Below are 22,429 nucleotides of genomic sequence, written 5' to 3'. Positions count from 1 at the left end.
TCCAAGATTCCGGTGGTGACGGATGGTGACATCGACCCGGAGATGGGCTGGTGGCGCTACTGCGTGCCGGCCTCGGTGAGGTCGACTGGCGCCGGATCATCGACCGGTTCTACGAAAACACCAGCGTCGCGCTCCAGAAGATCGGGCACAGCCCGTATCTGGTCGTCCCGGCCGGGTGTGAGAACGCGCCTGAACGAGTTCGAGGCGCATGAAGTGCCTTGCCCACACCATGCGGTGTCGCGGGCGGCGAATGTGGCGTTGCCCAGCTTCCCTGCGGCGGCGTGCAGGTTGCCGACGGTGATGAAGTGCCGACGCAGGTGCCGAAGTGCGGCCTCGCTCTCGTCGTGCTCCTGAGGTGAAGAGCAGGTTGCCCTGACGTGCCGTCAGATCCAAGGGGCGGAGCAGGCCTGTCTCGAGGCCCGTGGCCCCAACCACATCTCTCCTCACCTCCGGCGCGCGAGGCGTCGAGCCTTCGAGCCCGACGGCATGCATCGGTTGCTCGCCGGCCAGACGCTCAGCACCTGGGGCAAAGGTCGACACGGTCCTGCGCCGGTACTGCTGCGCCGTCGGGCTGAGACGGCGTTGGGTCGCACGGAGTGGCGCCGGTCCCGAGTGAGGTGTCGGCATGCCCAGGGGGCGCGTCGGCGCGGTGGACGACGCCGTCACCCCGTGACCGCGGACGGCCCGGCCATCCGCCCGCTGCGGGAGCGTAGCTCCAGGGTCCGCAGGACGAGTTCGATGGCGAAGCGGTCGTCCGGCGAGGTCAGGCGGTTGCCGAAGGTCTTCTCCAGGTTGCGCAGCCGGTAGCGGACCGTCTGCGGATGCAGATGCAGCAGCTCGGCCATCTGCACCGCATTCCCCCGGGTTTCCAGCCAGGCCCGCAGGGTTTCGATGATGCGCTCGCGCTGGTTGGCGGTGAGCTCGGTGAGCGGGGCCAGTTGCTGCTTGGCGAGCGCGGTGATGAGGCGGGGGTCGGCGAAGAGCGAGAGCGCCACGAGGTGGTCCTCGCAGTGCGTGTAGGGCATATTCGGCAGAATGCCCGCCTCGACCAGGCTCAGTGCGCGCCGAGCCCAGTGCAGCGACTCGGCGGCATCCGCGAGGGGGACGGTCAGGCCGACGGCGGCGCGGATGGTGCCGGGGGCGGCGTCCATCAAGGCTCGGCGGTGTTCGTCGACCGGCCCAGGGATGAGGCCCTGAGGCTGTGGAGAGCTCAGATCAACCAGGACGTCCTCGGCGATCGCGCCGCGGTCCGGCTTGCCGTCCGGGCTGAACGCGATCAGGGTGACCTCGTCCGGCAGCGGCCACTTGGCGCGCTCGGCGAGTTCGACGAGGGTGCTACGCGGCGTCGCCTCGTCGGACAGCAGACGTTCGAGGAGCCGGTGGCGCTGGATGTCCTGGCCCTGCTCCATCTCCGCCCGGGCCTCGAGGTAGCCCTCACGCGAGACCTCGATCAGGTCGTCGACGTAGACGAGCAGCGCATCGGCGAACGCCAGTGTCAGTCCGGCCGGCAGATTGAGCCGCCGCAGGTTGCGCTTGACCTTGTACAGGGCCAGCCGTGCACCAAGCCGGAAGACCGCCTGCATGGTGTCCAGGCTGCGACCCTCGTATGCCTCGAAACGGCCGAACCTGCGGCACAGCTTGTCCCGCTGCACCGTGGAGGCGCCGGGCGTGGCCACCTGGTCGACGAAATTCGTCAGTATGTGCTCGACAACCAGGTGCACCGCCCGTGAATAGGGCCCGTCCAGCACTTCCGCGTACTCGGGATAGGAGCGGCGGATCTCGTCGATGACCTCGCGGATGAGCCCCGGGAGTTCGGGGCGCATGATGGCGGCGAAATCGCGTGGAAGGGAGGCCGCTGGATTGGGGGAATCACCAGGTGTTGCGACGGTTGTCATGGACTCCCCTTACTCAGCCCGTGATCGGGGCCGCCGGGGGGCGGTGGGGGACGACTCCCGGTCTGAGCACCTCGAGGTATGCCGAGCTGTGGCGATCAGATCTTGATCTCGACGACATGGAACTTCTGGAACGGTAGACCATGTTGCAGCGGTTGCGCACCATGCTCACCAGATCAGCCCGTTCCAGCACTGGCGTTCAGGGCGCCGTGCTCCGAGGCGCACGTCGTCACCCGGGACGCAGGGTGCTCACCACCGGATGAACCATCTCCCCTGGTTGGTGCCTCGGTGACAAATTCACTCGCCGACGCTCAAGTCGGCCGGTTCATGCGCTGTTCGTCAAGGGGTGCGGCGGTGAGTGCTCACTTGTGTATGAATCGCTGCGGGGAATTGCTGCCTTTGGGACGAGGGATTGCCCGTCGATATGGACGGTCGCGATTTTTTGAATTCGTGCGTTGCGTCGCTCGGTTACCAGTGCGTAGGGTCCGATGCGCAAGCCGCCGGAGGATTTGCGGTCTGTGCTGGAAAGTCAAGTGGATTCATCGACAGGGCATGGCCTGGAACCGCCTTCGGTTCTCCGAGACGCGGGTCTTCGTGCGTGTGGTCGCGGCTCCCCCGGACCAGCCGAGGGCCTTGCTGCCGGACCCCGCGGCGTACCCCCTGCCGCGGGGTCCCCTCCCGCCCAGACCACACCCATGACCTCGCCCTGAGGAGAACAGTGATGACAGGTGCCGTGAGCCGTCGGCTCGGCCTCCGCCTCGCCGCGGTCACCGCCGTGGCGCTCGTGGTCCAACTGCTGCCCGGCTCCGGCATGTCGGCGCGCGGGCAGGAGACCCGCAAGACGCTGGCGTACGACTGCGTGCTGCCCTCAGGGTCGCGGCGGGTCGAGGTCGCCGTGGCGGCCACGTTCCCGGCGCGCGGTGCGGTCGCCTTGCCGATCAGGCCCCAATCGGCCGGTGTCACGGTCCGTCTGCCCGCAGGCGTGGTCGGGGAGTTGCTGCCCGAGGCGACAGCGGCTCTGTCGGGGACGGCGACGCTGGTCACCGCGGTGACCCAGGGCCGACAGCGGACGCAGGCACAGTGGGCCGGGCTCACTGCCGCCGAGACGCCGCGCCCGCAGGACAGCGATGTCGAGCTGCGGTTCACCGGCGACGTACCCCAGGTGACGGCCGGCTCCGCGGGCGATGTCACCTTCGCCGCAAGGGACCTGGAGCTCACCCTCGCGACTCGGCAGGAGCCCGAGCCCGCCCGGTTGTCCTGCGCCCCCGCGCCGGGCACCGACACACTCCTGGCCACCGTGCCCGTGGCGGCCCCCGCGCCCCCGACGCCGGACGCCACAGCCGAGCCGGACGGTACCGACCGCCCGCCGCAGGGCATCGAGGTGGCCCCGGCGCCCCGCGCCACCACTGGGCCCCGCGCCACCACCGGCGAGTGCCCGGCCGAACCGCCGCGGGGCAGCCTCGACCCCGAGCGGCTGCCCGAGGTGCCGGCGGGGGCGGAGGTCACCGAGAACGAGCCGACGTCGCTGTGCGCCGTACCGGTCGGCTTCGCGACCATCCGCAAGCTGAAGGGCTCGACGATCGTCAACGACCCGCGCGGACCCCGGGTGGGCCTGATGCACCTCGCGTTCAACGTGCGCGAGGTCGCGGCACCGGGCTACCAGGAGTACGACCATCTGGGTCGCATCGACCTACCGGACGCCGAATCCACCTTCCTGACCTTCGGATTCCAGCCGACGACCGCGAAGGTCCGCTTCGAAGCCGGTCCCGCCACCGTCGTGAACATCGTTCGGGAGGGCAGGCCGACCATGACCAGGGTCGGCTACCACCAGCACCTGCGCCTGTACGACGTGCGGGTGGGCGGTGTGCCGCTGCCCGTCGGGCCCAGGTGCCGCACCGCGCGCCCGATCGACACGCGGCTCACCGGCACCTATCCGGTGTCCAGCGGCGGGCTGCTCCAAGGCGAGTTGGAGATACCTCCGTTCACCGGCTGCGGCTCGGCGGGCGAGGACCTGGACCCACTGTTCACCGCGGCGATCTCGGGCCCCGGCAACGCGCTCAGGATCCAACAGGGCCGCGTCTGCACCGGGTCGTCTTGCAGGAACGCGATACCGAAGCCGCCGGACCTGTGAGCCGCGCCGGTGGTGACCATGCGCAGCGCCGGGCTGACCACCGGGGCGCAGTGCCCGAGGAGAGCTGACCCTGTGTCCGAAGAGAGCCACCCAGTGTCCGAGGAGAGTGTGAGGCGCGATGGGAGTCGAAGTGGTCGTCGAAGGGCTGACCAAGTCGTTCGGCCGGCAGAACATCTGGCAGAACGTCACGCTCACCCTGCCGCGCGGCGAGGTCAGCGTGATGCTGGGCCCGTCCGGCACCGGCAAGACGGTCTTCCTGAAGTCGATCGTCGGTCTGATCAGGCCCGAGCAGGGACAGATCCTGATCGACGGCGTCGACATGGTCAACAGCCCGGAGCGGGAGGTGTACGAGGCTCGCAAGTTGTTCGGCCTGATGTTCCAGGACGGGGCGCTCTTCGGTTCGCTCAGCCTCTTCGACAACGTCGCGTTCCCACTGCGTGAGCACACCCGCAAGAAGGAGTCGGAGATCCGCCGCATCGTCATGGAGCGGATGGACCTGGTGGGGCTGGTCGGCGCCGAGCACAAACTGCCAGGCGAGATATCCGGCGGCATGCGTAAACGTGTGGGCCTGGCCCGCGCCTTGGTCCTCGATCCGCAGATCATCCTGTGCGACGAGCCGGACTCGGGTCTCGACCCGGTGCGCACCTCGTACCTCTCACAGCTGCTCATCGACATCAACGCGCAGATCGACGCGACGATGCTCATCGTCACGCACAACCTGGACATCGCGGCCACGGTGCCGGACAACATGGGGATGCTCTTCCGGCGAAACCTGGTGATGTTCGGGCCCCGCGAGGTGCTCCTGACCAGCGACGAACCGGTGGTCGAGCAGTTTTTGGGCGGGCACAGGGCCGGCCCGATCGGCATGTCGGAGGAGAAGGACCAGGCCACCGTCGACCGGGAGGCCGCACACGGCATCGTCGCCGGGCCCGCCCGGGAGCGGGGCATCGTGCCCCAGCTGGAACCGACCCCAGGACTGCCGGAGCGCAAGGCGGTGCGCCGCCGCAGGGAGCGGGTGCAGTCGATGCTGCACGGACTGACCCCGCAGGCACGGCGGGCCGTGGAGGCCAGCATGCGGGGCACCCTTCGGCCCGCTGCCGAGGACACGTTCCCCTTCCCGCAGATCACCGGAGGTGAGCGCCCATGATTCCACCCCCAGCGGTCGAGGACTCCGCCCAGCCCGACCTGCCGCGTCGGCCGCTGCCCGGTCTCGGAGCGCTCCGCGAGACGGGCCGCATGTTCGCCCTCGGTCTCACCGTGCTCCGTCTGATCTTCAAACGGCCCTTCCAGTGGCGGGAGTTCGTCGAGCAGTTCTGGTTCATCGCGAGCGTCACGATCCTGCCGGCCATGCTCGTCACCATCCCGTTCGGCGCGGTGATCGCGCTGCAGGTCGGCTCCCTGATCGAACAGTTTGGCGCGCAGTCCCTCACCGGCGGCGCCAGCGTCCTCGTCATCATCCAGCAGGCCAGCCCCCTCATCGTGTCGCTGCTGATCTCCGGCGTCGCGGGCTCGGCGATCTGCGCGGACCTCGCCTCCCGGACCACCCGCGAGGAGCTCGACGCGATGAAGGTCATGGGCGTGTCACCGATCCAGCGTCTCGTCGTGCCCCGGGTGCTCGCCGTCATGCTCGTCGGGCTGCTCCTCAACGGCCTGGTCTCCGTGGTGGGCACGCTGGGCGGCTACTTCTTCAACGTCGTGATGCAGAACGGCACCCCGGGCGCATACGTAGCCAGTTTCTCCGCCCTCGCCCAACTGCCCGACCTCTACATCGGCGAGTTGAAGGCCCTGGTGTTCGGCTTCATCGCGGGTCTGGTCGCCGCACACCGCGGCCTCAACCCGAAGGGCGGACCCAAGGGAGTCGGTGACGTGGTGAACCAGTCGGTGGTCTTCACCTTCCTCATCCTGTTCTTCGTCAACATGGTCCTGACGGGCATCCATCTGCAGCTCGTCCCCTCGAAGGGGCTGTGAACCGTGGCCCTCATCGCACGCGGCGGCGAAGGCCGAACCTTCGCCTGGCTCGACCGTCCCGGAGACGAACTCCTCTTCTACGCACGGGCGTTGATGTGGATCCCCAGAGCGATACGCCGCTACCCGAAGGAGATCCAGCGCCTCCTCGCCGAAGTGGCGTTCGGCAGCGGCGGCCTCAGCGTCATCGGCGGCACGGTGGGCGTGATGATCGGCATCACCGTGTTCACCGGCACGGTCGTCGGCCTGCAGGGCTATGCGGCGCTCAGCCAGATCGGCACCGACGCCTTCACCGGGTTCATCTCCGCGTACTTCAACACCCGCGAGATCGCCCCCCTGGTCGCCGCCCTGTCCCTGTCCACCACAGTCGGCGCCGGATTCACCGCCCAGCTCGGCGCCATGCGCATCAACGAAGAGGTCGACGCCCTGGAATCGATGGGCGTGCGCAGCATCCCCTATCTGGTCAGCACCCGCATCGTGGCCGGCGTGGCTGCCATCGTCCCGCTGTACGCGATCGGACTGCTCGGCTCCTATCTGGCCTCGCGCGCCACGACCGTGCTGTTCAACGAGCAGTCGACAGGGACGTACGACCACTACTTCCAGCTCTTCCTGGTCCCCACCGACGTCCTGCTCTCGTTCCTGAAGGTGCTGATCTTCAGCGTCCTGGTCATCCTCGCCCACTGCTACTACGGCTTCCGCGCCTCAGGTGGCCCGGCCGGGGTGGGCGTCGCCGTCGGCCGGTCCGTCCGCACCGCGATCGTGCTGATCAGCATCACCGACTTCTTCCTCAGCCTGGCGCTGTGGGGCGCCACGACCACAGTGAAGGTGGCCGGATGACCCCCCCGACCAGAGTGTGGCCCGCACCCGCACCCGCCGCCGTCCGCACCCGGCCCACCCGGCGTGCCCAGGCCCGCCGCAGACGCCTGGCCGGAGTGGTCTACCTCGTCCTGCCGGTGCTGCTCGTGTGGCTTTCGATCGCCGTGTACGACAAGGAGTTCACGGACACCGCGACCGTCACCGTCGAGGCGGGTCGGGTAGGCGGCGAGATGCACCCGAGAGCCGAGGTGAAACTGCGTGGCGTCGTCGTCGGCGAGGTCACCCGTGTCGACACCGACGGCCGCGCCGCCCGCCTAACCCTCGCCCTGCAGCCGGCGAAGCTGCGCGCCGTCCCCTCCGACGTACGTGTACAGCTGCTGCCGACCACCCTGTTCGGGCAGCGGTATGTCGCCCTCGTACCGCCGAAGAACCCCTCGCCGCGACCCCTGGCCGCGGGCAGCGTCATCACCCAGGACCGCAGCCGCAGCGCCGTGGAACTGGAACAGGTCCTGGACAACCTGCTGCCCCTGCTCACCGCCGTACAGCCGCAGAAGCTGTCGGCGACCCTGTCCGCACTCGCGCAGGCACTGGAGGGCAGGGGCGAGAAGCTGGGCGAGTCGCTGGTGCGGCTGGACGCGTACCTGAAGGACTTCAACCCTCATCTGCCGTCCCTGGAACGGGACATCAGGGAACTGGTCGAGCTCAGCGACACCTACGCCGACGCCGCGCCTGACATCGTCGACGCACTGCACGACGCCACCACCACGAGCGCCACCCTCGCCCAGGAGCGCGCCCAACTGGCTGAGCTGTACGCCTCGGTCACCGCGGGTGCGCAGGAGACCGGCAGCTGGCTGCGCGCCAACCGTGCCAACCTGATCCGGCTGACCGCCACCAGCCGCCCCACTCTGGAGATCCTCGCGAGGTACGCGCCCTCGTTCCCCTGCACGCTCAGCACCGTCGCCGACTTCGTGCCCGTGATGGACGCCGCGCTCGGTAAGGGCACCGGGCGGCCCGGGCTGCGCGTCGACGTGCACGTCGTGCCCTCGCGCGGCGCCTACCTGCCCGGCCGGGACACGCCCCGCTACGACTCGGGCGGCGGGCCGCGCTGCTATCCCGTGCCCTACAGCGGAGCCTCCTACTCGCCACAACGGGCCACCACCCCGACCGGGCTTCCGGGCGGGCTAGGTGTGGCCAATTCACCCCAGGAGAACGCCCTTGTCACCGAACTCCTCACCGCACCCGACACCGGCCGCCCGGCCTCCCTTCCCGGCTGGTCGAGCGTCCTGGCAGGGCCCGCCTTCCGTGGGGCGGAGGTGAACCTGAAGTGAGCGGCCAGCGCAGTCTGACAGGGCCCGCCGTCAAGTCGCTGATCTTCATCCTGGTCACGGCTCTCGCCACCACCGTGCTCGCGCTCAGCGTCGCCGGCACGGACGTGGACAGGACCCGCACCTACAAGGCCTGGTTCACCGACGCCACGGGACTGGGCGAGGGCGACTCGGTGCGTATCGCGGGCGTGCAGGTCGGTCGGGTCGAATCGATGGAGATCGTCCAACGCCGCTATGCCCAGGTCACGTTCAGCATGGACGCGGACCGCAGGCTGCCCGCCTCGGCGACGGCGTCCATCAAGTACCTCAACATGGTCGGACAGCGCTTCGTCGACCTGGGGCGCGGCGCCGGTCCGGTCGGCGGCTTCCTTCCCGAGGGGGCGACCATCCCGCTGCGGCGCACCGCACCGGCCCTCGACCTCACCCAGCTCTTCAACGGCTTCCAGCCCCTGATGCAGGGACTGTCACCGGCGGAGACCAACCGGCTTTCCTCGTCGATCGTGCAGGTCCTGCAGGGCGAGGGCGGCACCGTCGAGGGCCTGCTGCGCACCATCGGCTCCGTGACTACCACCGTAGCCGCCAAGGACCAGGTCATCGGCGAGGTCATCGGCAACCTGAACCGGGTCCTGAAGACCGTCAACACCCGTCAGGAAGGCTTCACCGACCTTGTCGAGACCGTCGAGGAGCTGGTCTCCGGATTCGCCGGCGACCGCAAAACCCTCGGCAAGTCGGTGGATTCCCTCGGCAAACTCAGCGTGAGCACCGCCGACCTGTTCGGCGAGAGCCGGGCCCCGCTCAAGGACGGCATCCGCGATCTGCGCCGGGTCTCCGGAACGCTCGCCGACAACGGGTCGCTGGTGGAGAACTTCCTCACCCGGACCCCGCAGAAGATGGCCGCCATCACCCGCATCGCGTCCTACGGCTCCTGGCTCAACCTCTATCTGTGCGAGGCACGACTCAGCGGCGTCAACACCTACGACGGCAGCCCGCCCCCGACCGGGCTGCCCCTGAAGGACGCGAGGTGCCGCGCATGAGACTTCCCCGTCTGCGCCGACCACGCTGGAAGCCTGTCTCGGAACGCAACCCGGTCGCCGTCGCCCTCGCCGGACTCCTCACCATGACCCTGATCGGACTGCTCGCCTACAACGCCGGATCGCTGCCCGTGACAGGCGGCGGAACCAACTACACCGCCGACTTCGAGGACTCGGCGGGCCTCAGGCCGGGCGACGAAGTGCGCGTTGCCGGGGTGCGCGTCGGCAAGGTGGAGGACGTCGCTCTCGACGGACCCAAGGTCAAGGTCACTTTCAAGGTCAAGGACGCCTGGATCGGCGACCGGTCCACCGTCGGCATCGCCGTCCGCACCCTGCTCGGCGCGAAGTACCTGGCTGTCGACCCGCTCGGCGGCCGCAAGCAGGACCCCGGCAGGCGCATCCCCATGAGCCGCACCGTCTCCCCGTACGACGTGGTGGAAGCGTTCAACGGGCTGAGCCGTACCGTCGGTGAGATCGACGAGGACCAGCTGGCCAAGAGCTTCGAAGCGATCTCGGCGACCTTCCGCGACACCCCGCCCCATGTGCGCAAGGCCCTGACGGGCCTGGCCGCCCTGTCCCGCACGGTGTCCACGCGCAACGACGAACTCGCCGAACTTCTCAACGGCACCGCCCGGTTCACCAAGACCGTCAACGGCAAGCAGACCGAGTTCGAGCGACTCATCGACAACGGCAACCTGCTGCTCGAAGAGGTACGCCACCGCAGGGACGCCCTGCACGCCCTGTTCACCGGCTCCCGCGACCTGGGCACCGAGCTCAGCGGGCTAGTCAAGGACAACGAGAGTCAGCTCGGCCCGGCGCTCGACGCTCTGGACCGCGTCACCACCATCCTCACCCGCAACAAGAAGAACCTCGACCAAGCCCTCGCCGCCGCCGGCCCCTACTACCGCCTGGTCGGTAACACCCTCGGCAACGGGCGCTGGATAGACGCCTACCTTTGCGGCCTGGTCCCCAAGGAGTACCTGAAGGCGGGCAGCGCCCCGGCCACCGGGTGCATGCCGCCGAAGAACGGAGGCGGACGCTGATGGCCCGCGACACATCCCGCAGCCCGCGCGCCGCACACGGCAGGAGCCGTCCCACACTCGGCGAGCGGATCGCCGATGCCACCGGAGCCCTGTGGGGCGGCCGCCTCGTGGTGATCCTGCTGGCGCTTGCCCTTCTGGCCGCCGCGGGCACGGCAGGCGTAGCCGTGCGCGCCCAGAGCGGGGACGGCAAACGGATCACCGCCTACTTCGAACGGACCGTCGCCGTGCACGAAGGCTCCGACCTGCGGATCCTCGGCGTGCGGGTGGGCAGCGTGGAGGAGGTACGCCCCCAGGGCACACGGGTACGGGTGCGCCTGCGCCTCGACGAAGGCGTCAAGGTGCCTGCCCAAGTACGGGCCGTGGTGGTCGCCCCGAGTGTGGTCTCCGGGCGCTTCGTTCAGCTCACCCCCGCATACAGCACCGGTCTGCAGATCCGGGACGGGGCGACCATCGGACCCGAGAACACGGCCACGCCGGTCGAGGTCGACGAACTCCTCAAGAGTGTCACCGAGTTGAGCGAGGCACTCGGTCCCGATGGGGCCAACAAGAACGGTGCCCTCCAGGACCTCGTGGCGGCGGGTGCGAAGAACCTCAAGGGCAATGGCAAGGACATCGGCGACACCCTGCACGCCCTCGGCGGCGCCTCGGCCGTGCTCAACGGCAACAGTGGCGACCTCGTCCAGACCGTGGAGCAGTTGCAGCAGTTCACCGGCATGCTCAAACGCAAGGATGGCGAAGTGAGGACCGCGGAACGGCAGCTGGCCGAGGTCGCCAGCTTCCTGGCGCAGGACAAGGACGACCTCGCCGCCGCCCTCAAGCAGCTCGGCACCGCACTCGGTCAGGTGAAGCAGTTCATCCGCGACAACCGGGGCCGCCTGAAGACCAACGTCGGCAAACTCGCGCTGCTCACCCAGTCCGTCGTCGACCAGCGGGCCTCGGTCGCCGAAGCCCTCGATGCGTTGCCGCTGGCCGCCGCCAATCTGGAGCAGGCTTACAACCCGCGCACCCGCACCGTCGACGGCCGCGCCAACATCAATGAACTGGCAGCGGGACAAGGGGCCTTGAGTGCGGAGGGCGACCTCGTCGCCGTGCCCGAACAGCAACTCGGCAGCCTGCCCGGCCTTCCGCTGCCGCCCGTCGGCGCCGTCTACGGCGCCCCGGCCGGCGGGCGCGCGGGGGCCGACGCAGGCGCCGCGACTGACGGAGTCCGCCGATGAAGCGCCGCGCTGCCCGCATCACCCTGGGCCTCAGCATCGCCGTCACCCTCACGGGACTCGGCCTGATCCCCGGCGGCATACCGGACTTCCACGGACTGGAGGACCTGCCGCTGCCCGGCGGCGCCGACCTCGGCGACCACCCCTACGAGGTCACCGCCGAATTCCGTGATGTGGTGAGCCTCTTCCCGCACTCCGCGGTCAAGGTCAACGACGTGCCGGTCGGCCGCGTCACCCGCATCGCCCTCGCCGACGACGGCTGGACCGCCCGTGTCACCCTTCGTCTCAACGGATCCGTTCGGCTGCCCGCCAACGCCTACGCCAACCTGGAACAGTCGAGTGTGCTCGGCGAGAAGTATGTCCAGCTCGTCGCCCCCGACGGTATGCGGGCCCGCCCCGACCTGCAGGACACTCGCACCGGCACCACCGCCGCCTACGCGGCGGACCGGGGCAGGCTCCGCGAGGGCGCGGTCATCCCTGTCGAACGCACGAACCGCAACCCCGACGTCGAGGAGGTCTTCGGCGCCCTGTCGATGGTCCTCAACGGCGGCGGCGTACAGCACATCGCCACGATCACCCGCGAACTCAACAAGGCCCTCGACGGCAACGAGCCCGAAGCGCGCTCGATGCTCCGACAGCTCGTCACCACCGCCAAGAGCCTCGACAAACACAAGAACGACATCACCGCCGCCCTCGACGGCATCAACCGGCTCTCCGCGACCCTCGCCACCCGCGACATCAAAATCGGCGAAGTCCTGCGCGACCTCCCGCCCGGCCTGAAGGTCCTCAGCAAGCAGCGCGGCTCCCTCGTCACCATGCTGCGGGCCCTCGACTCGCTGTCCACCGTCGCCGTCGACACCGTCGACCGTTCCAAGGCCGACCTGGTCGCCGACCTCAAGGCCCTCGCCCCCGTGCTGAAGAACCTCGCCGACGCGGGTGCCGACCTGCCCGAGTCCCTGCAGGTGATGTTCACCTATCCCTTCACCGACGAGGTGCTCACCGGGGTGAAGGGCGACTACCTCAACGTCTATCTGAAGATCGCCGCGGCCCCTGGCACGGAGATCGTGCCCCCGATACGCGGCGGCGGCGAACGCGCCTCGCTGCCGCTGCCCGCGGTCACCGCCGCCACAGGAGGCGACACATAGTGCTCACCCTGTCCACGCACCTGAAGAACATCGCCTTCCTCGTCCTCGGCAGTCTCGTTATCGGATACATCGCCGTCACCTACGCCGACCTCGGACGGTATGTCGGGGTACGTGACCACTACACGGTCAGCGTCGAACTCGCCCAGACCGGCGGCTTGTTCACCCACGCGAACGTCACCTACCGGGGCGTCGACGTGGGCCGCGTGGAGGCCGTGGACCTGACCCGCTCCGGGGTGCGGGCCCGTATCCGCATCGACGATGAGGCCCCACCCATCCCCAGCGACCTGGACGCGAAGGTCGCCAGCCTGTCGGCCGTGGGCGAGCAGTACCTCGACCTGAGCCCGCGCAGCGACGACGGCCCCTACCTCCAGGAGGGCTCGGTGGTCCCGCGCCAGGCCACCGTCACTCCGGCACCGGTCACCGACGTGCTCGTCGGCGTGAACCGGCTGGCCTCTTCCGTGGACACCGAACAGCTGCGTATCACCGTCGACGAACTCGGCCAGAGCTTCGAGGGGCGCGGAGCGGACCTGCAGATCCTCATCGACACCGGCAGCGAGTTCATCCGCGCCGCCCATGACGCGCTGCCCGCCACCACCGAGCTTCTCGTCGACAGCGAGACGGTCCTGCGCACCCAGAACGAGGAGGCCGATGCCCTGAAGAGGTTCGCGAGCGGCACCGCCCAACTTGCCGCACAGCTGAAGAAGTCCGACCCGGACCTGCGCCGTCTGATCACCCAAGTCCCCGATGCAGCAACCGAATTCACCGCCCTGCTGCAGGACACCGACCCGGGATTCGGCGTCGTGCTCGCCAATCTCGTCACCACCTCCGAGCTGCTGGTGACCCGGCAGCGCGGCACCCGGGAACTCATGGTCCGCATCCCCCGCGTGGCCGCCGCGGGCGCCACCGCGATCGGGCCCGACGGAGTGCGCTTGGGGATGGTCACCACCTTCTTCAAGCCGCTGCCCTGCACTGCCGGATACGGCTCCACCACCTACCGCAACGGCCTGGACACCACACCGGCCCCGGCCAACACCCGGGCCGCCTGCACCGCCGCCCCGAGCAGCGGCCAGAACGTACGCGGCTCGGCCAACGCCCCCTCCGGCGGCGTCCCCGCCCCTGCCCGGCCCGGCTCCACACGCGGTGACGCCCCCGGCGACAGCCCGAGGGGCCTCGGCGGACTGCTCGGCCTGGAGGAGCGATGAGACACATCGGAGGCGCGATGAGACCCACCACGGCGGATGCCGCCCGACGGCGCGGCGCATGGCTGCTCGCCTTCCTCGCGGCCGTGGTGTGCTGCGGATACGGCACGCTGACCTACGCCAGGACCCGGACCGACGCCGACCTGACGTACGCCCACAGCAGGGACGCGGCGCTCGACGCGGCACGGCGTCACATCACGACCCTGAACACCGTCGACGGCTCCGACGTGGCAGCCTCGCTGCGGCGCTGGCGGGATGCCGCCGACGGACCCCTCGCCGACGAACTGCGCCGCACCGGCGCCAAGGGCGGCAAGACCCTCGCACAGGAGGGCACCACCACCCAGGCGACCGTTACCGACGCGGCGCTGACCTCACTCGACGACCGGGCCGGCACCGCGAAGGCCATCGCCACCGTCCGCGTCGAGGTGACCCCGCGCACCGGCGATGCCACCACCGACCGCAAGCGCTTCGAGGCCGCACTGACTCGAACTGGCGGTGCCTGGCGGCTCAGTTCGCTGAGCGCCGTCGCGGCCACCGAGAGCTGAACGGAGCCATGCACATGACCTTGACGGGGAAGCGCGAGTTCGTGGCGGTACGCGACGACGGCAGCGATATCGAGACCGGCACCGATCGCGGCGCAGACACCGGCACCGACGCCAAGCCGCGTCGCCGCCGAACCCTGGCCGTCCTGGTTCTGGCCGCACTGCTGGCCACCGGCGGAGGTCTCCTGGCCGCCGCCGACCGGGCGGAGCACGCCCCCGCCGCCCGCAACCGCGCCCTGGCCGACGCCGAGGCCACCCGCCGGGTTGTCGGCGACATCAGCAACGCCCTGGCCGCCGTCTTCAGCTACACCCCCGACGACCTGCCCGCCACCGGTCAGCGGGCCCGCGAGGTGCTGAGCGGCAGGGCCGCCAAGGACTACCAGGCGCTGTACACCCGACTCGAACGGCAAGTGCGCGGACAGCAGCTGACGCTCACCACCCAGGTCGTACGGGCCGCCGTGCGCGAGCTGTCCGGCGACCGTGCCGAACTCCTCGTCTTCCTCGACCAGCACGCGCAGCGCAAGGGTGCCGAAGCCACGACGGCCGCCGCCCAGCTGTCCGTCACGGCCCGGCTGTACGCCGGGCAGTGGACGATCACCGAGCTCACGGCCAGATAGCGGAAAGGGACCACCCATGGCACGCACAACACCTCGGCGCCGCACGGCACTTGCCCTGACAGGGCTGACGGCCGCCGTCGCCACCGGACTCGCCGCCTGGACCGGCACCTCCTGGTACGCGGCCGCCCACGACGACTCCGCCGCTTTCGCGCAGACCCGCGACGAGGTTCTCGCGGCGGGCGAACAGGCCGTGCAGAACCTCAACACCCTCGACCACCGCGACCTGGAGCAGGGCCTCGACACCTGGGAGCGGTCCGCGACCGGTGACCTCCTGGCCGAACTGCGCAACGGGCGGGACGCGTTCGCCGATCAGGTAGGCAAGGCCCGCACGGTCACCACCGCCAAGGTGCTGTCCGGCGCGGTGACCGAGCTCGACCAGCGGGCGGGCCGGGCCGGGGTCCTGATCGCCGTACGCATCACCGTCGACCCGGCGGATGACGAGCCGAGCAGCAAGCAGTCCCGTCTGCTCGGGGAGCTGACCCGTACCGGCGACGGCTGGAAGCTCAGCGCACTCGGCCAGGCCCCCGCGGGCGACACCACAGCGCACCAGTGAGAGGCACACCATGTCGACGACACGCCACCTGGTCAACCGGCAGCGCCGCCTCGCCGCGAGCCGGGCAACCCGGACCCCGCACAAGGACGCACTCCGCATCCCCTCGAATCCCAAGGAGGCGAGGCGCCGACCCTCCTGGGCACTCCCCGACGGCCCCCGGCCGGTCCGCCGCCCCTTGCCCTGGCCGTTGCTCCTTGCCTTGCTCGCCGTCCTGGCCGGCGGCTTCGCACTCCTCGCCCACACCAAGGCCGAAGACCTGCGCGGCGCGCCCGCCCTGCGCAACACGGCCGTCACCGACACGGCCCGCACCAGCGAAGTCAAGGGCGTCGTCAGCAAGGCGGTGGGCGCCGTCTTCTCCTACGACCACACGGCGCCCGACAGGACGCAGCGTGCCGCGGACGACTACCTCACCGGCAAGGCGGTCGGCCAGCACCAGGACATGCTGGCGCGCATCCGCAGAGACGGCGGGAAGTCCAAGCTCGTTCTGACCACCACCGTCACACGCAGCGGTGTCGAGGTCATCGACGGCAGCCGGGCCCGGGTCCTCGTATTCGCCGACCAGAGCAACACGAGTACCGCCAAGGGCGGTTCGGCCACCTACGCCGCCGCCATGTTCGCCGTCGACGTGACCGAACGGGGCGGGAGCTGGCGAATCGCCAACATCGACACCTTCGACCGGTGACGCCCGCAACTGCCGTCCCCCGCCCGTTCGCCCGACCACCCCACCCGCGTACCACGCAGCTCTTGGAGGAGCCAGAGATGAGAACCCGCCGACGAGTCGCCATCGCTCTGCTGCTGTCAGTGGCGGCGGCAGCGGCGCTGACGCTGACCGCCTGCAGTTCCGAGGTCGACGACGGCCCCCAGGTCGACTGGGCCTCGGGATTCTGCGGCAGCGTCCAGGACGCCGGCGCAACGCTGCCCCTGCCCGCTCTGGACGGCAAGAAGCCCGGGCAGTCCCATACCCAGATCGTCACCTTCCTGGATGCGCTGGCAGACCAACTCGCCATTCTTGAGATGAAGATGAAGCAGGAAGGCGCCCCGCCGGTCGACGGCGGCGAGGCAACGTTCCGCAAGGCCCTCGCCCATCTGAGCGAGGCCAGCCTCACCCTCGCCGACACCCTCGCCGAACTCAGGCAGGCCAAGGTGACTGACAGGAAGTCCCTGCAGGCGGCGCTGGACAAGGCGGGCGCAGGCATCGACAAGGCCGGTGCCTACCAGGGCCCCGCGCAGGACTTCCGTGCCGACCCCGAGCTGAAGAAGGCCTTCGAGAAGGCACCCGAGTGCGCCGACCTCATCGGCAACACCGCGCCCCTGGCCGGCTGACGGCCCGAAAACGCCGTGGGCCGGCACGCCGAGCAGCCCGACCCGCGGCACCCACAGGCGCACCGCTGGACTGAGGCCCCGCCTCCCAGGCGGTACAGCCGCCTGGGTCCTGACCGGCAGGCTGACGCACATGGTCACGCTGGTGCTCTGCAACAGTCCCGACCTGCCGCTCGCCAAAGAGCACGCGGCCCAGCGCAGCGCTGGATCGACCTCACCCGCCCGCGACACGCCACGCACCGCGGCAACCCGCCCAGCTCGCTCGGCGTGCATTCTCCGGCTTGCCGAAGACCCCGCTGCGGGCGCCGCTGCCCCGGCCACCTGCTATCTGCGCGAGGTGGTCGTCGGACGTTGCAGGACCTCGGCGAGCCGCGCCCGGGTGTGGCCGAACTGCGCCCGGATGGCTGGGCCGGTGCTGACCGGCCGCCATCACCTCGAAGTCTGCGGGTGGCTCGGGCAGGGCGGTCCTGCCGATCGTGTGGTGCAGCGCGACGTTGAGCGGTCCCTCCGGCATGTGCACCGTCACGTCCGCGGTGGCCACGCTCTCCAGCGTGGCGCTGCCGAGCGCCCGCAGACCCGTGGCCGCGTTCCTGCCGACCTGCGACTGCGGTCACCTTGAAGGCGGGCATCTGCGGCCGACGTTGACTGTACCCGGTAGGTCTGCCTTCATGACCACGGTGAGCGGATCGTCCTCGATGAGCCGGAAAACACACCGGTACGTCTGACTCAGGGGCACCGGCTCGGCGACCTCGGGGGCACGCCGGCCATGCCGAGGAGTCCGCAAGGAGCGTCGCGGCGCACACGAGGATTGCGGATACGGCCCGCAGGGGGGTGTGGGCCCAGGGCTGGCGTCGCGTTCTCATCAGTACCTCGCGAAGCCTCAGGGGAGATCACGGGGGCCAGGGGGTCTGGGGTAACGGTCCGGCCCCCCGCCTCGAGGTAGGGGCGGGGGGCCGGGTAGGGAGCGCAGTGCGGAGCACCGCTCCCTGCTACTTGCGGTAGGTGAGGTCCATGTCGATGGTGTTGCCGGGTCCTGCGATGAGCGCGCTGATCATGTCGTTGAAGCCACCGCAGTCCTTGAGGCCGGACAGCGTGTAGGTGCCCTTGAGCTTGCCGCCCTGGTACGGCTGGAAGCGGCCCTCACTGGTCAGGTCGATCTTGGCGGGTTCGACGGTCCTGCAGTTCGCGCCGCCGCCGATCGGCAAGCCGAAGGCCTTGACGCTGGTGAGTTTGACGTTCATCTGCGAATGCGACTTGAGGACGCCGTCGGGGCTCAGGGAGCCGTGCGTCTTGGCCGTCTGCTCGAAGGCGACGTCGGCGGTGGCGGGCAGGAAGCCCATGATGGTGAAGTTGCCCTTGGTCGGGTTGAGCTTCAGGTCGGCGTCGAAGGTGCCCTTCGACAGGTCGTAGCGGGTATCGATGCCGCCGGCCAGGGGCGTGTTGCCATTGGCGGCCTTGATGAACGAGGTGCCCCTGATGTCGAAGCCCAGCGACACCGGCTCATCGCCCGGGTCGGTCGGCGGGTCCGTGGGGTCCGTCGGGGGGTCCGTGGGGTCGGTGGGTGGGTCCGTCGGGGTCGGGTCGGTACCGCCGTCCTCGACGGTCATCGTGTGCAGCAGGGTGGACTGGCCGGCGTCCAGAGTGCAGTCCGCCGCGAACTCGTCCCCGTTGGGCGGCAGTTGAACCGGGTCGCCGGCCGCGTCCCGGGCGATCATGTTGTGCAGCTTCATGCCCGTGACGTCGAACTCGGCGGTGCCCTCCTTCGCCCATGTCAGCAGCCCGCCCGGGGACTTGCCGGTGGCCGTCACCTGGAACGGCGCCGCGGGGTTGGGGATGTCGGCCTTCGCCACGGTGTTGGCGACCTTGAACGGCAGGCTGCCGTCGCCGCCCGGCAGGGTGACGTTCACATCGGCGGTGGCCTTGCCCTCCAAGGTCACGGCGCCGAGGACACCGAGACCCTGGGCGGCGCGCTGGCTGACGGCGGTGACGGCCTTGATGTCGTACTCGGGCACACTCTCGCCGACCTGCATGGTGCTCGGCATGTCGGCGGTGATCACCACTTCGATTGGATCGTTGTTGATGATCGGGAACTTGCAGGTGTACTTCTGTGACAGCTTCACCGGGTCGGCGGAGGCGGAACCGCCGCCGAGTGTGACGAGGCCGGTGACCAAGCCCGCGGCCACGGCCGCGCTCAGGGCGGCACGCGCCCCGACGGTTCTGGAATAGGCTCCCATGAGCTACCTCTCGGCTTACGTGAATGGGGTACGAGCATCGGCGCAGGCTCCGCGAGTTCCCATGATTTCGAGCGCACCGGCCCAGCTGTTCAGTGAAGCCGGGATCGCGAAGGTCTCCAGGGCCGAATTATTGCCGCCGGGGATGCGGCAACGTTTCGAAGCCGTAAACTACTGGCGGGTATATTGGGGGTCAAGGGAAGCTTCGGCCGTCGGCGAAGTTTCATCTGACGGGGCATTGGATTTGTGACCCGAGTGAGTACGGGTATGTGCCTGGGTGACAAAGTGCGGGCGCCGGGCGCATAAGCGGCCGCGAGCGCCGCCAGTAGTAATTACTCGACTGTGGCAGTTGTCTGTTCACCTTCGTCAGTGAGGTAACGCATGGAAAGAAAGAAATAAGGCCGCCGTACGAGTGGTGTGGGGATCGGCCCTGACAGGCTGCGCGGGGGTGTTTCTCGCCCTGGCCGACGGGGGGCGCAGCCTCCGCCGAGCCGGTTTCGCTCACGCAGAAGTACACCTGCAAGTTCTGCCGCCTGCACGCTGAACGCGGCGCAGCCCAGCAAGCTGCACTCGATGACGATCACGGGTGGCGGCGCGGATCCGAGCGACCCGTCGGACCCTTCCGATCCCTCTGATCCGTCCGACCCTGCCGACCCGTCGGATCCTTCGGACCCCAGTGATCCCGTCGACCCCGGCGACCCGACGGTTCCGGTCGACCCCACCGCCCGACCACCGACGGCGGCACCAGCACCGGCGGTTCGACGGGCGGCACCGGTACGACCGGCGCCTCCGGCACCCAGCTCGGCACCTCCGTGACCAGCGGCGGAGGCGCGCTCGCGGACACCGGTACGGTCGGCATCGGCATCATGCTGGCGGCGCGGGCGTGCTCGGTGTCGCGGGCGTCGGGGCGTACCACTATCTGCCGCGCCGCATCAGGGCCCTGGACGCCCACGGAGAGGGGCAGCCCACCTGAGGGCAGCGGGGCGCAGGTCGGCGGGCCCGGAGCGGCGAATGGCGCTCCGGGCCCGCCGACGTGTGAGTCAGGCCCGCGGGGTTCGACTGACCGCCGTCGGGCGGTCCTTCGCCTTGCGGCGGCGTACCACCAAGGACGCGAGGAGTGCGACCAGCACCAGGGCGAGCAGCGAGAGCACCGTCCAGTTCACTGTCCGGTAGCGCGCGGTCCCGCTCTCCACCAGCTCACCGCCCTTGTCGCTGGCGATCAGTTCAATGCTGCCCCAGTCCAGTGGGGGAGGGGCAGCCCAGTGCTGGGTGACTCGCACCCGCTGCCCGGGCAGCAGCTCGGCGGGCAGCTCGTGGCCGACATCGGTGAAGGAGGTGCGGCCGAAAAGGCCCTTCGCCTCGAGGTCGACGCGCGGCTCGAGGAGTACGTTTCCGCGGTTCACGAGCGTGTAGCTGATCGTGGCGTCCTTGCCGAGACCGGGCAGAAGCGGCACGTCGTAGTCGAAGCGGACGTCCTCCACCCGCAGGGCCGGTGCCCGCTCACCGCTCACCTGCAGATAGACGCGGGCGCCGACCGCTTGGCGGATGCCCACCCCAGTGCCCTGGGCGCGGGCGACGCGCTTGTCCAGAGCGATGATCGCGCCGGGATGGTCGCCGGGCGAGGCGCTCCCGGGAACGGTGAGGGTGAAGGGAATGGTGGCGCGGCCGCCGGCCGCGATGGTCACCTCACTCCGTTGCAGGCGCGTCCAGGCGCCGACGGAGCGCTGCCGCTCGGTCGGCTCGCGCACCGCGAAGCCACCGTCGCGCGGGGTGTTGTAGGCGTCGGCGGCGTATACCAGGAAGGTCACCGGCTCCTTGGCGAGATTCGAGACAGTGACCCTGTCCCGCAGGGTGCTGCCGGGCTTCGCCGTCATCCTGAAGTGGGCCCGGTCGGCACCGGGGGCATCGCTCTCGCCCTTGCGGACGGCGGGGAAGACGGACCAGCGCCCGTTGTCGGCGGCGTACGCGGTGGTTGGCTCGGCGACGATCAGCAGGCCGAGCGCGAGAAACAGAACGGCGAGTGCGGCCGAGGCGGGCCTGGCGGATCTGTGGTGGTGCATGCACGGCTCCAGGGGAGGGCGACGGGCGGCATGGGATGTCGGGTCGGTGAGGCGAAGGACCGGTGTGACCATGGGCGGTGTGGCGCAAGGGGGGCGGGAACGGCGCGGCGGCATGGCAGGGGATGGGCCGCAGGAGTGTGGATGTCCGGGACCGCAGTGGTGTGGAGACGGCGGTGGACCGGCCGTTGGCGACGGCCGGTCCACGCCTGGGCGAAGCGGGATCAGGTCAGGGTCAGGGTGAGCACGGCCGTGTAGTCACCGGCGGTCGCCGTTGCGGGCACGTCCAGTGCCAGGCCCGCGCCGACCATGAACGTGCCGCCGGTCTGCGCCGCGTCCGGGGCACTGGCGAGGGTGGCGCCGGTGGTGCCCACGGGGCCCTGGGTGCCGGGCACACAGGTGCTCGCCGAGCCCGCCGCCGTGTCGCAGGACGGGGTCCAGCCGAGCTTGTCCGCACCGATGGTGCCGGCACTGCCGGTGAAGTCGGTGACCTTGCCGGTGAGCGACCAGCCCGTCGCGCCGTTGCGCGCGTCGGTGACCGTCACCTGCTGCAGGCTGCCCGTCGAGCTGCCGCCCGCGCCCTCCTCGACCGGGGACAGGGCGACGGTGTCGCCCGCCTGGGTCATGGTGAGCTGCCCGCTGCTCTGCTTGGGCGTGACCTTGGTGTTGAGGTTCTGCTTGCCGCTGGCGGGAACGGGGTCGGGGTCGGGGTCCGTGCCACCGAGTATCTCCATGGTCTGGAGCAGGGTCGGCTGGCCCGCGTCGAGCGTACAGGTGGCCTCGAACTCGTCACCGTAGGGCGGCAGTTGCACAGGCGTGCCGTTGGCGTCCCGGGCGATCATGTTGTGCAGCTTGAGGCTCACCACGTCGAACTTGGCCGTACCGGGCTTGTCCCAGGTCAGCAGGCCGCCTGGGGACTTGCCGGTGGCCTTGACGTTGAACGCGGCGGCCGGGTTGGGGATCGGGGTCTTCTCGACCGTGTTCACCACCTTGATCGGCAGCGTCCCGTCACCGCCCGGCAGTGTCACGACGACATCGGCGGTCGCCTTGCCTTCCAGGGTGACCGCGCCCATCACCCCGAGCCCCTGGGCAGCGCGCGCGCCGACCAGGGTGTCCGCCACGACGGCGTACTCGGGAACCGTCTCGCCCACGTTCATGCTTGTGGGCATGTCCGCGTTGATTGTGACGGAGATCGGGTCGTTGTTGATGATCGGGAACTTGCAGGTGTACTGCTGGCTCAGAGTGGCCTGATCGGCCGAGGCGGCGGACGCGGTGCCGCTGCCCAGGGCCACCAGACCGGCGACCAGTCCGGTTGTCACGACGGTACACAGGGCGTCGCGCACCCCGG

Annotated in this window: 21 protein-coding genes; 16 read left to right on the top strand and 5 right to left on the bottom strand. The window is 69.8% G+C overall.

Annotated features, from left to right (window positions below):
• The first annotated feature begins 50 nt into the window (after positions 1 to 50).
• Positions 51 to 212 carry a hypothetical protein gene (locus tag FBY35_RS36075; RefSeq protein ID WP_160159255.1) on the top strand — a complete coding sequence of 54 codons (162 nt, stop codon included), beginning with the start codon at positions 51 to 53 and terminating at the stop codon, positions 210 to 212.
• A gap of 450 nt (positions 213 to 662) precedes the next feature.
• Here FBY35_RS36075 and FBY35_RS10630 read toward each other — a convergent pair whose 3' ends face one another.
• A complete protein-coding gene (locus FBY35_RS10630) occupies positions 663 to 1,895 on the bottom strand; it encodes a CdaR family transcriptional regulator (protein WP_142213552.1) in 1,233 nt (410 codons plus the stop codon).
• 718 nt (positions 1,896 to 2,613) lie between these two features.
• On the opposite strand from FBY35_RS10630, the gene FBY35_RS36070 reads away from it, so the two are divergent.
• The 15 genes from FBY35_RS36070 (at position 2,614) to FBY35_RS10555 (ending at position 16,796) form a co-directional block, all read left to right on the top strand.
• A complete protein-coding gene (locus FBY35_RS36070) occupies positions 2,614 to 4,023 on the top strand; it encodes a DUF6801 domain-containing protein (RefSeq protein WP_160159254.1) in 1,410 nt (469 codons plus the stop codon).
• 118 nt (positions 4,024 to 4,141) lie between these two features.
• Positions 4,142 to 5,170: an ABC transporter ATP-binding protein gene (locus FBY35_RS10620; protein ID WP_142213551.1), complete on the top strand. Its 1,029-nt coding sequence runs from the start codon at positions 4,142 to 4,144 to the stop codon at positions 5,168 to 5,170.
• Entirely contained in the window at positions 5,167 to 5,991 is an 825-nt protein-coding gene (locus FBY35_RS10615) for an ABC transporter permease (protein ID WP_142213550.1), read from the top strand. The genes FBY35_RS10620 and FBY35_RS10615 overlap by 4 nt, the downstream gene beginning before the upstream one ends.
• A 93-nt stretch (positions 5,992 to 6,084) precedes the next feature.
• Positions 6,085 to 6,825 (top strand): ABC transporter permease, encoded by a 741-nt coding sequence (locus tag FBY35_RS10610; protein ID WP_142215000.1) that lies wholly within the window; start codon positions 6,085 to 6,087, stop codon positions 6,823 to 6,825.
• Entirely contained in the window at positions 6,822 to 8,132 is a 1,311-nt protein-coding gene (locus FBY35_RS10605) for an MCE family protein (RefSeq protein ID WP_142213549.1), read from the top strand. Before FBY35_RS10610 ends, FBY35_RS10605 begins: the two co-directional genes overlap by 4 nt.
• Positions 8,129 to 9,163 (top strand): MCE family protein, encoded by a 1,035-nt coding sequence (locus FBY35_RS10600; RefSeq protein WP_260848576.1) that lies wholly within the window; start codon positions 8,129 to 8,131, stop codon positions 9,161 to 9,163. Before FBY35_RS10605 ends, FBY35_RS10600 begins: the two co-directional genes overlap by 4 nt.
• The gene (locus FBY35_RS10595) at positions 9,160 to 10,203 is read left to right on the top strand and encodes an MCE family protein (RefSeq protein ID WP_142213547.1); all 1,044 of its coding nucleotides are present in this window, start codon (positions 9,160 to 9,162) and stop codon (positions 10,201 to 10,203) included. The genes FBY35_RS10600 and FBY35_RS10595 overlap by 4 nt, the downstream gene beginning before the upstream one ends.
• A gap of 116 nt (positions 10,204 to 10,319) precedes the next feature.
• Complete coding sequence (locus FBY35_RS10590; protein ID WP_260848677.1) at positions 10,320 to 11,420, top strand: MCE family protein; 1,101 nt, start codon at positions 10,320 to 10,322, stop codon at positions 11,418 to 11,420.
• The gene (locus FBY35_RS10585; protein WP_142213545.1) at positions 11,417 to 12,562 is read left to right on the top strand and encodes an MCE family protein; all 1,146 of its coding nucleotides are present in this window, start codon (positions 11,417 to 11,419) and stop codon (positions 12,560 to 12,562) included. The genes FBY35_RS10590 and FBY35_RS10585 overlap by 4 nt, the downstream gene beginning before the upstream one ends.
• A complete protein-coding gene (locus FBY35_RS10580) occupies positions 12,562 to 13,764 on the top strand; it encodes an MCE family protein (RefSeq protein ID WP_142213544.1) in 1,203 nt (400 codons plus the stop codon). Before FBY35_RS10585 ends, FBY35_RS10580 begins: the two co-directional genes overlap by 1 nt.
• Positions 13,765 to 13,781: 17 nt before the next feature.
• Positions 13,782 to 14,306, top strand: a complete 525-nt coding sequence (locus FBY35_RS10575) for a hypothetical protein (protein ID WP_142213543.1) — start codon at positions 13,782 to 13,784, stop codon at positions 14,304 to 14,306.
• Between the two features lie 14 nt (positions 14,307 to 14,320).
• Positions 14,321 to 14,920: a hypothetical protein gene (locus tag FBY35_RS10570; RefSeq protein ID WP_142213542.1), complete on the top strand. Its 600-nt coding sequence runs from the start codon at positions 14,321 to 14,323 to the stop codon at positions 14,918 to 14,920.
• Between the two features lie 16 nt (positions 14,921 to 14,936).
• On the top strand, positions 14,937 to 15,473 hold the full coding sequence (locus FBY35_RS10565) for a hypothetical protein (RefSeq protein ID WP_260848575.1): 537 nt from the start codon (positions 14,937 to 14,939) through the stop codon (positions 15,471 to 15,473).
• A 10-nt stretch (positions 15,474 to 15,483) separates the two neighbouring features.
• Positions 15,484 to 16,155 (top strand): hypothetical protein, encoded by a 672-nt coding sequence (locus tag FBY35_RS10560; RefSeq protein ID WP_142213541.1) that lies wholly within the window; start codon positions 15,484 to 15,486, stop codon positions 16,153 to 16,155.
• Between the two features lie 77 nt (positions 16,156 to 16,232).
• On the top strand, positions 16,233 to 16,796 hold the full coding sequence (locus FBY35_RS10555) for a hypothetical protein (protein WP_142213540.1): 564 nt from the start codon (positions 16,233 to 16,235) through the stop codon (positions 16,794 to 16,796).
• A 211-nt stretch (positions 16,797 to 17,007) separates the two neighbouring features.
• Here FBY35_RS10555 and FBY35_RS10550 read toward each other — a convergent pair whose 3' ends face one another.
• The 4 genes from FBY35_RS10550 to FBY35_RS10520 form a co-directional block, all read right to left on the bottom strand.
• Positions 17,008 to 17,334, bottom strand: a complete 327-nt coding sequence (locus FBY35_RS10550; RefSeq protein WP_142213539.1) for a hypothetical protein — start codon at positions 17,332 to 17,334, stop codon at positions 17,008 to 17,010.
• 448 nt (positions 17,335 to 17,782) lie between these two features.
• Positions 17,783 to 19,027, bottom strand: coding sequence for a DUF6801 domain-containing protein (locus tag FBY35_RS36065; RefSeq protein ID WP_160159253.1), 1,245 nt, complete (start codon positions 19,025 to 19,027; stop codon positions 17,783 to 17,785).
• A gap of 1,037 nt (positions 19,028 to 20,064) precedes the next feature.
• Positions 20,065 to 21,084, bottom strand: a complete 1,020-nt coding sequence (locus FBY35_RS10525; protein WP_160159252.1) for a WxL protein peptidoglycan domain-containing protein — start codon at positions 21,082 to 21,084, stop codon at positions 20,065 to 20,067.
• A 221-nt stretch (positions 21,085 to 21,305) separates the two neighbouring features.
• The gene (locus FBY35_RS10520) at positions 21,306 to 22,400 is read right to left on the bottom strand and encodes a DUF6801 domain-containing protein (protein WP_142213533.1); all 1,095 of its coding nucleotides are present in this window, start codon (positions 22,398 to 22,400) and stop codon (positions 21,306 to 21,308) included.
• Between the last annotated feature and the right edge of the window lie 29 nt (positions 22,401 to 22,429).

This window comes from Streptomyces sp. SLBN-118 (assembly GCF_006715635.1).
Taxonomy (GTDB): Bacteria; Actinomycetota; Actinomycetes; order Streptomycetales; family Streptomycetaceae; genus Streptomyces.
Note: the sequence above shows the minus strand (reverse complement) of the source record. Positions and strands in the feature narration are given on the sequence as shown.

Coding starts and splice junctions, on each gene's coding strand:
- FBY35_RS10630 (WP_142213552.1), bottom strand. CDS start 1,895: ATGACAACCGTCGCAACACCTGGTGATTCCCCCAATCCAGCGGCCTCC.
- FBY35_RS36070 (WP_160159254.1), top strand. CDS start 2,614: ATGACAGGTGCCGTGAGCCGTCGGCTCGGCCTCCGCCTCGCCGCGGTC.
- FBY35_RS10620 (WP_142213551.1), top strand. CDS start 4,142: ATGGGAGTCGAAGTGGTCGTCGAAGGGCTGACCAAGTCGTTCGGCCGG.
- FBY35_RS10615 (WP_142213550.1), top strand. CDS start 5,167: ATGATTCCACCCCCAGCGGTCGAGGACTCCGCCCAGCCCGACCTGCCG.
- FBY35_RS10610 (WP_142215000.1), top strand. CDS start 6,085: ATGTGGATCCCCAGAGCGATACGCCGCTACCCGAAGGAGATCCAGCGC.
- FBY35_RS10605 (WP_142213549.1), top strand. CDS start 6,822: ATGACCCCCCCGACCAGAGTGTGGCCCGCACCCGCACCCGCCGCCGTC.
- FBY35_RS10595 (WP_142213547.1), top strand. CDS start 9,160: ATGAGACTTCCCCGTCTGCGCCGACCACGCTGGAAGCCTGTCTCGGAA.
- FBY35_RS10585 (WP_142213545.1), top strand. CDS start 11,417: ATGAAGCGCCGCGCTGCCCGCATCACCCTGGGCCTCAGCATCGCCGTC.
- FBY35_RS10575 (WP_142213543.1), top strand. CDS start 13,782: ATGAGACCCACCACGGCGGATGCCGCCCGACGGCGCGGCGCATGGCTG.
- FBY35_RS10570 (WP_142213542.1), top strand. CDS start 14,321: ATGACCTTGACGGGGAAGCGCGAGTTCGTGGCGGTACGCGACGACGGC.
- FBY35_RS10565 (WP_260848575.1), top strand. CDS start 14,937: ATGGCACGCACAACACCTCGGCGCCGCACGGCACTTGCCCTGACAGGG.
- FBY35_RS10560 (WP_142213541.1), top strand. CDS start 15,484: ATGTCGACGACACGCCACCTGGTCAACCGGCAGCGCCGCCTCGCCGCG.
- FBY35_RS10555 (WP_142213540.1), top strand. CDS start 16,233: ATGAGAACCCGCCGACGAGTCGCCATCGCTCTGCTGCTGTCAGTGGCG.
- FBY35_RS36065 (WP_160159253.1), bottom strand. CDS start 19,027: ATGGGAGCCTATTCCAGAACCGTCGGGGCGCGTGCCGCCCTGAGCGCG.
- FBY35_RS10525 (WP_160159252.1), bottom strand. CDS start 21,084: ATGCACCACCACAGATCCGCCAGGCCCGCCTCGGCCGCACTCGCCGTT.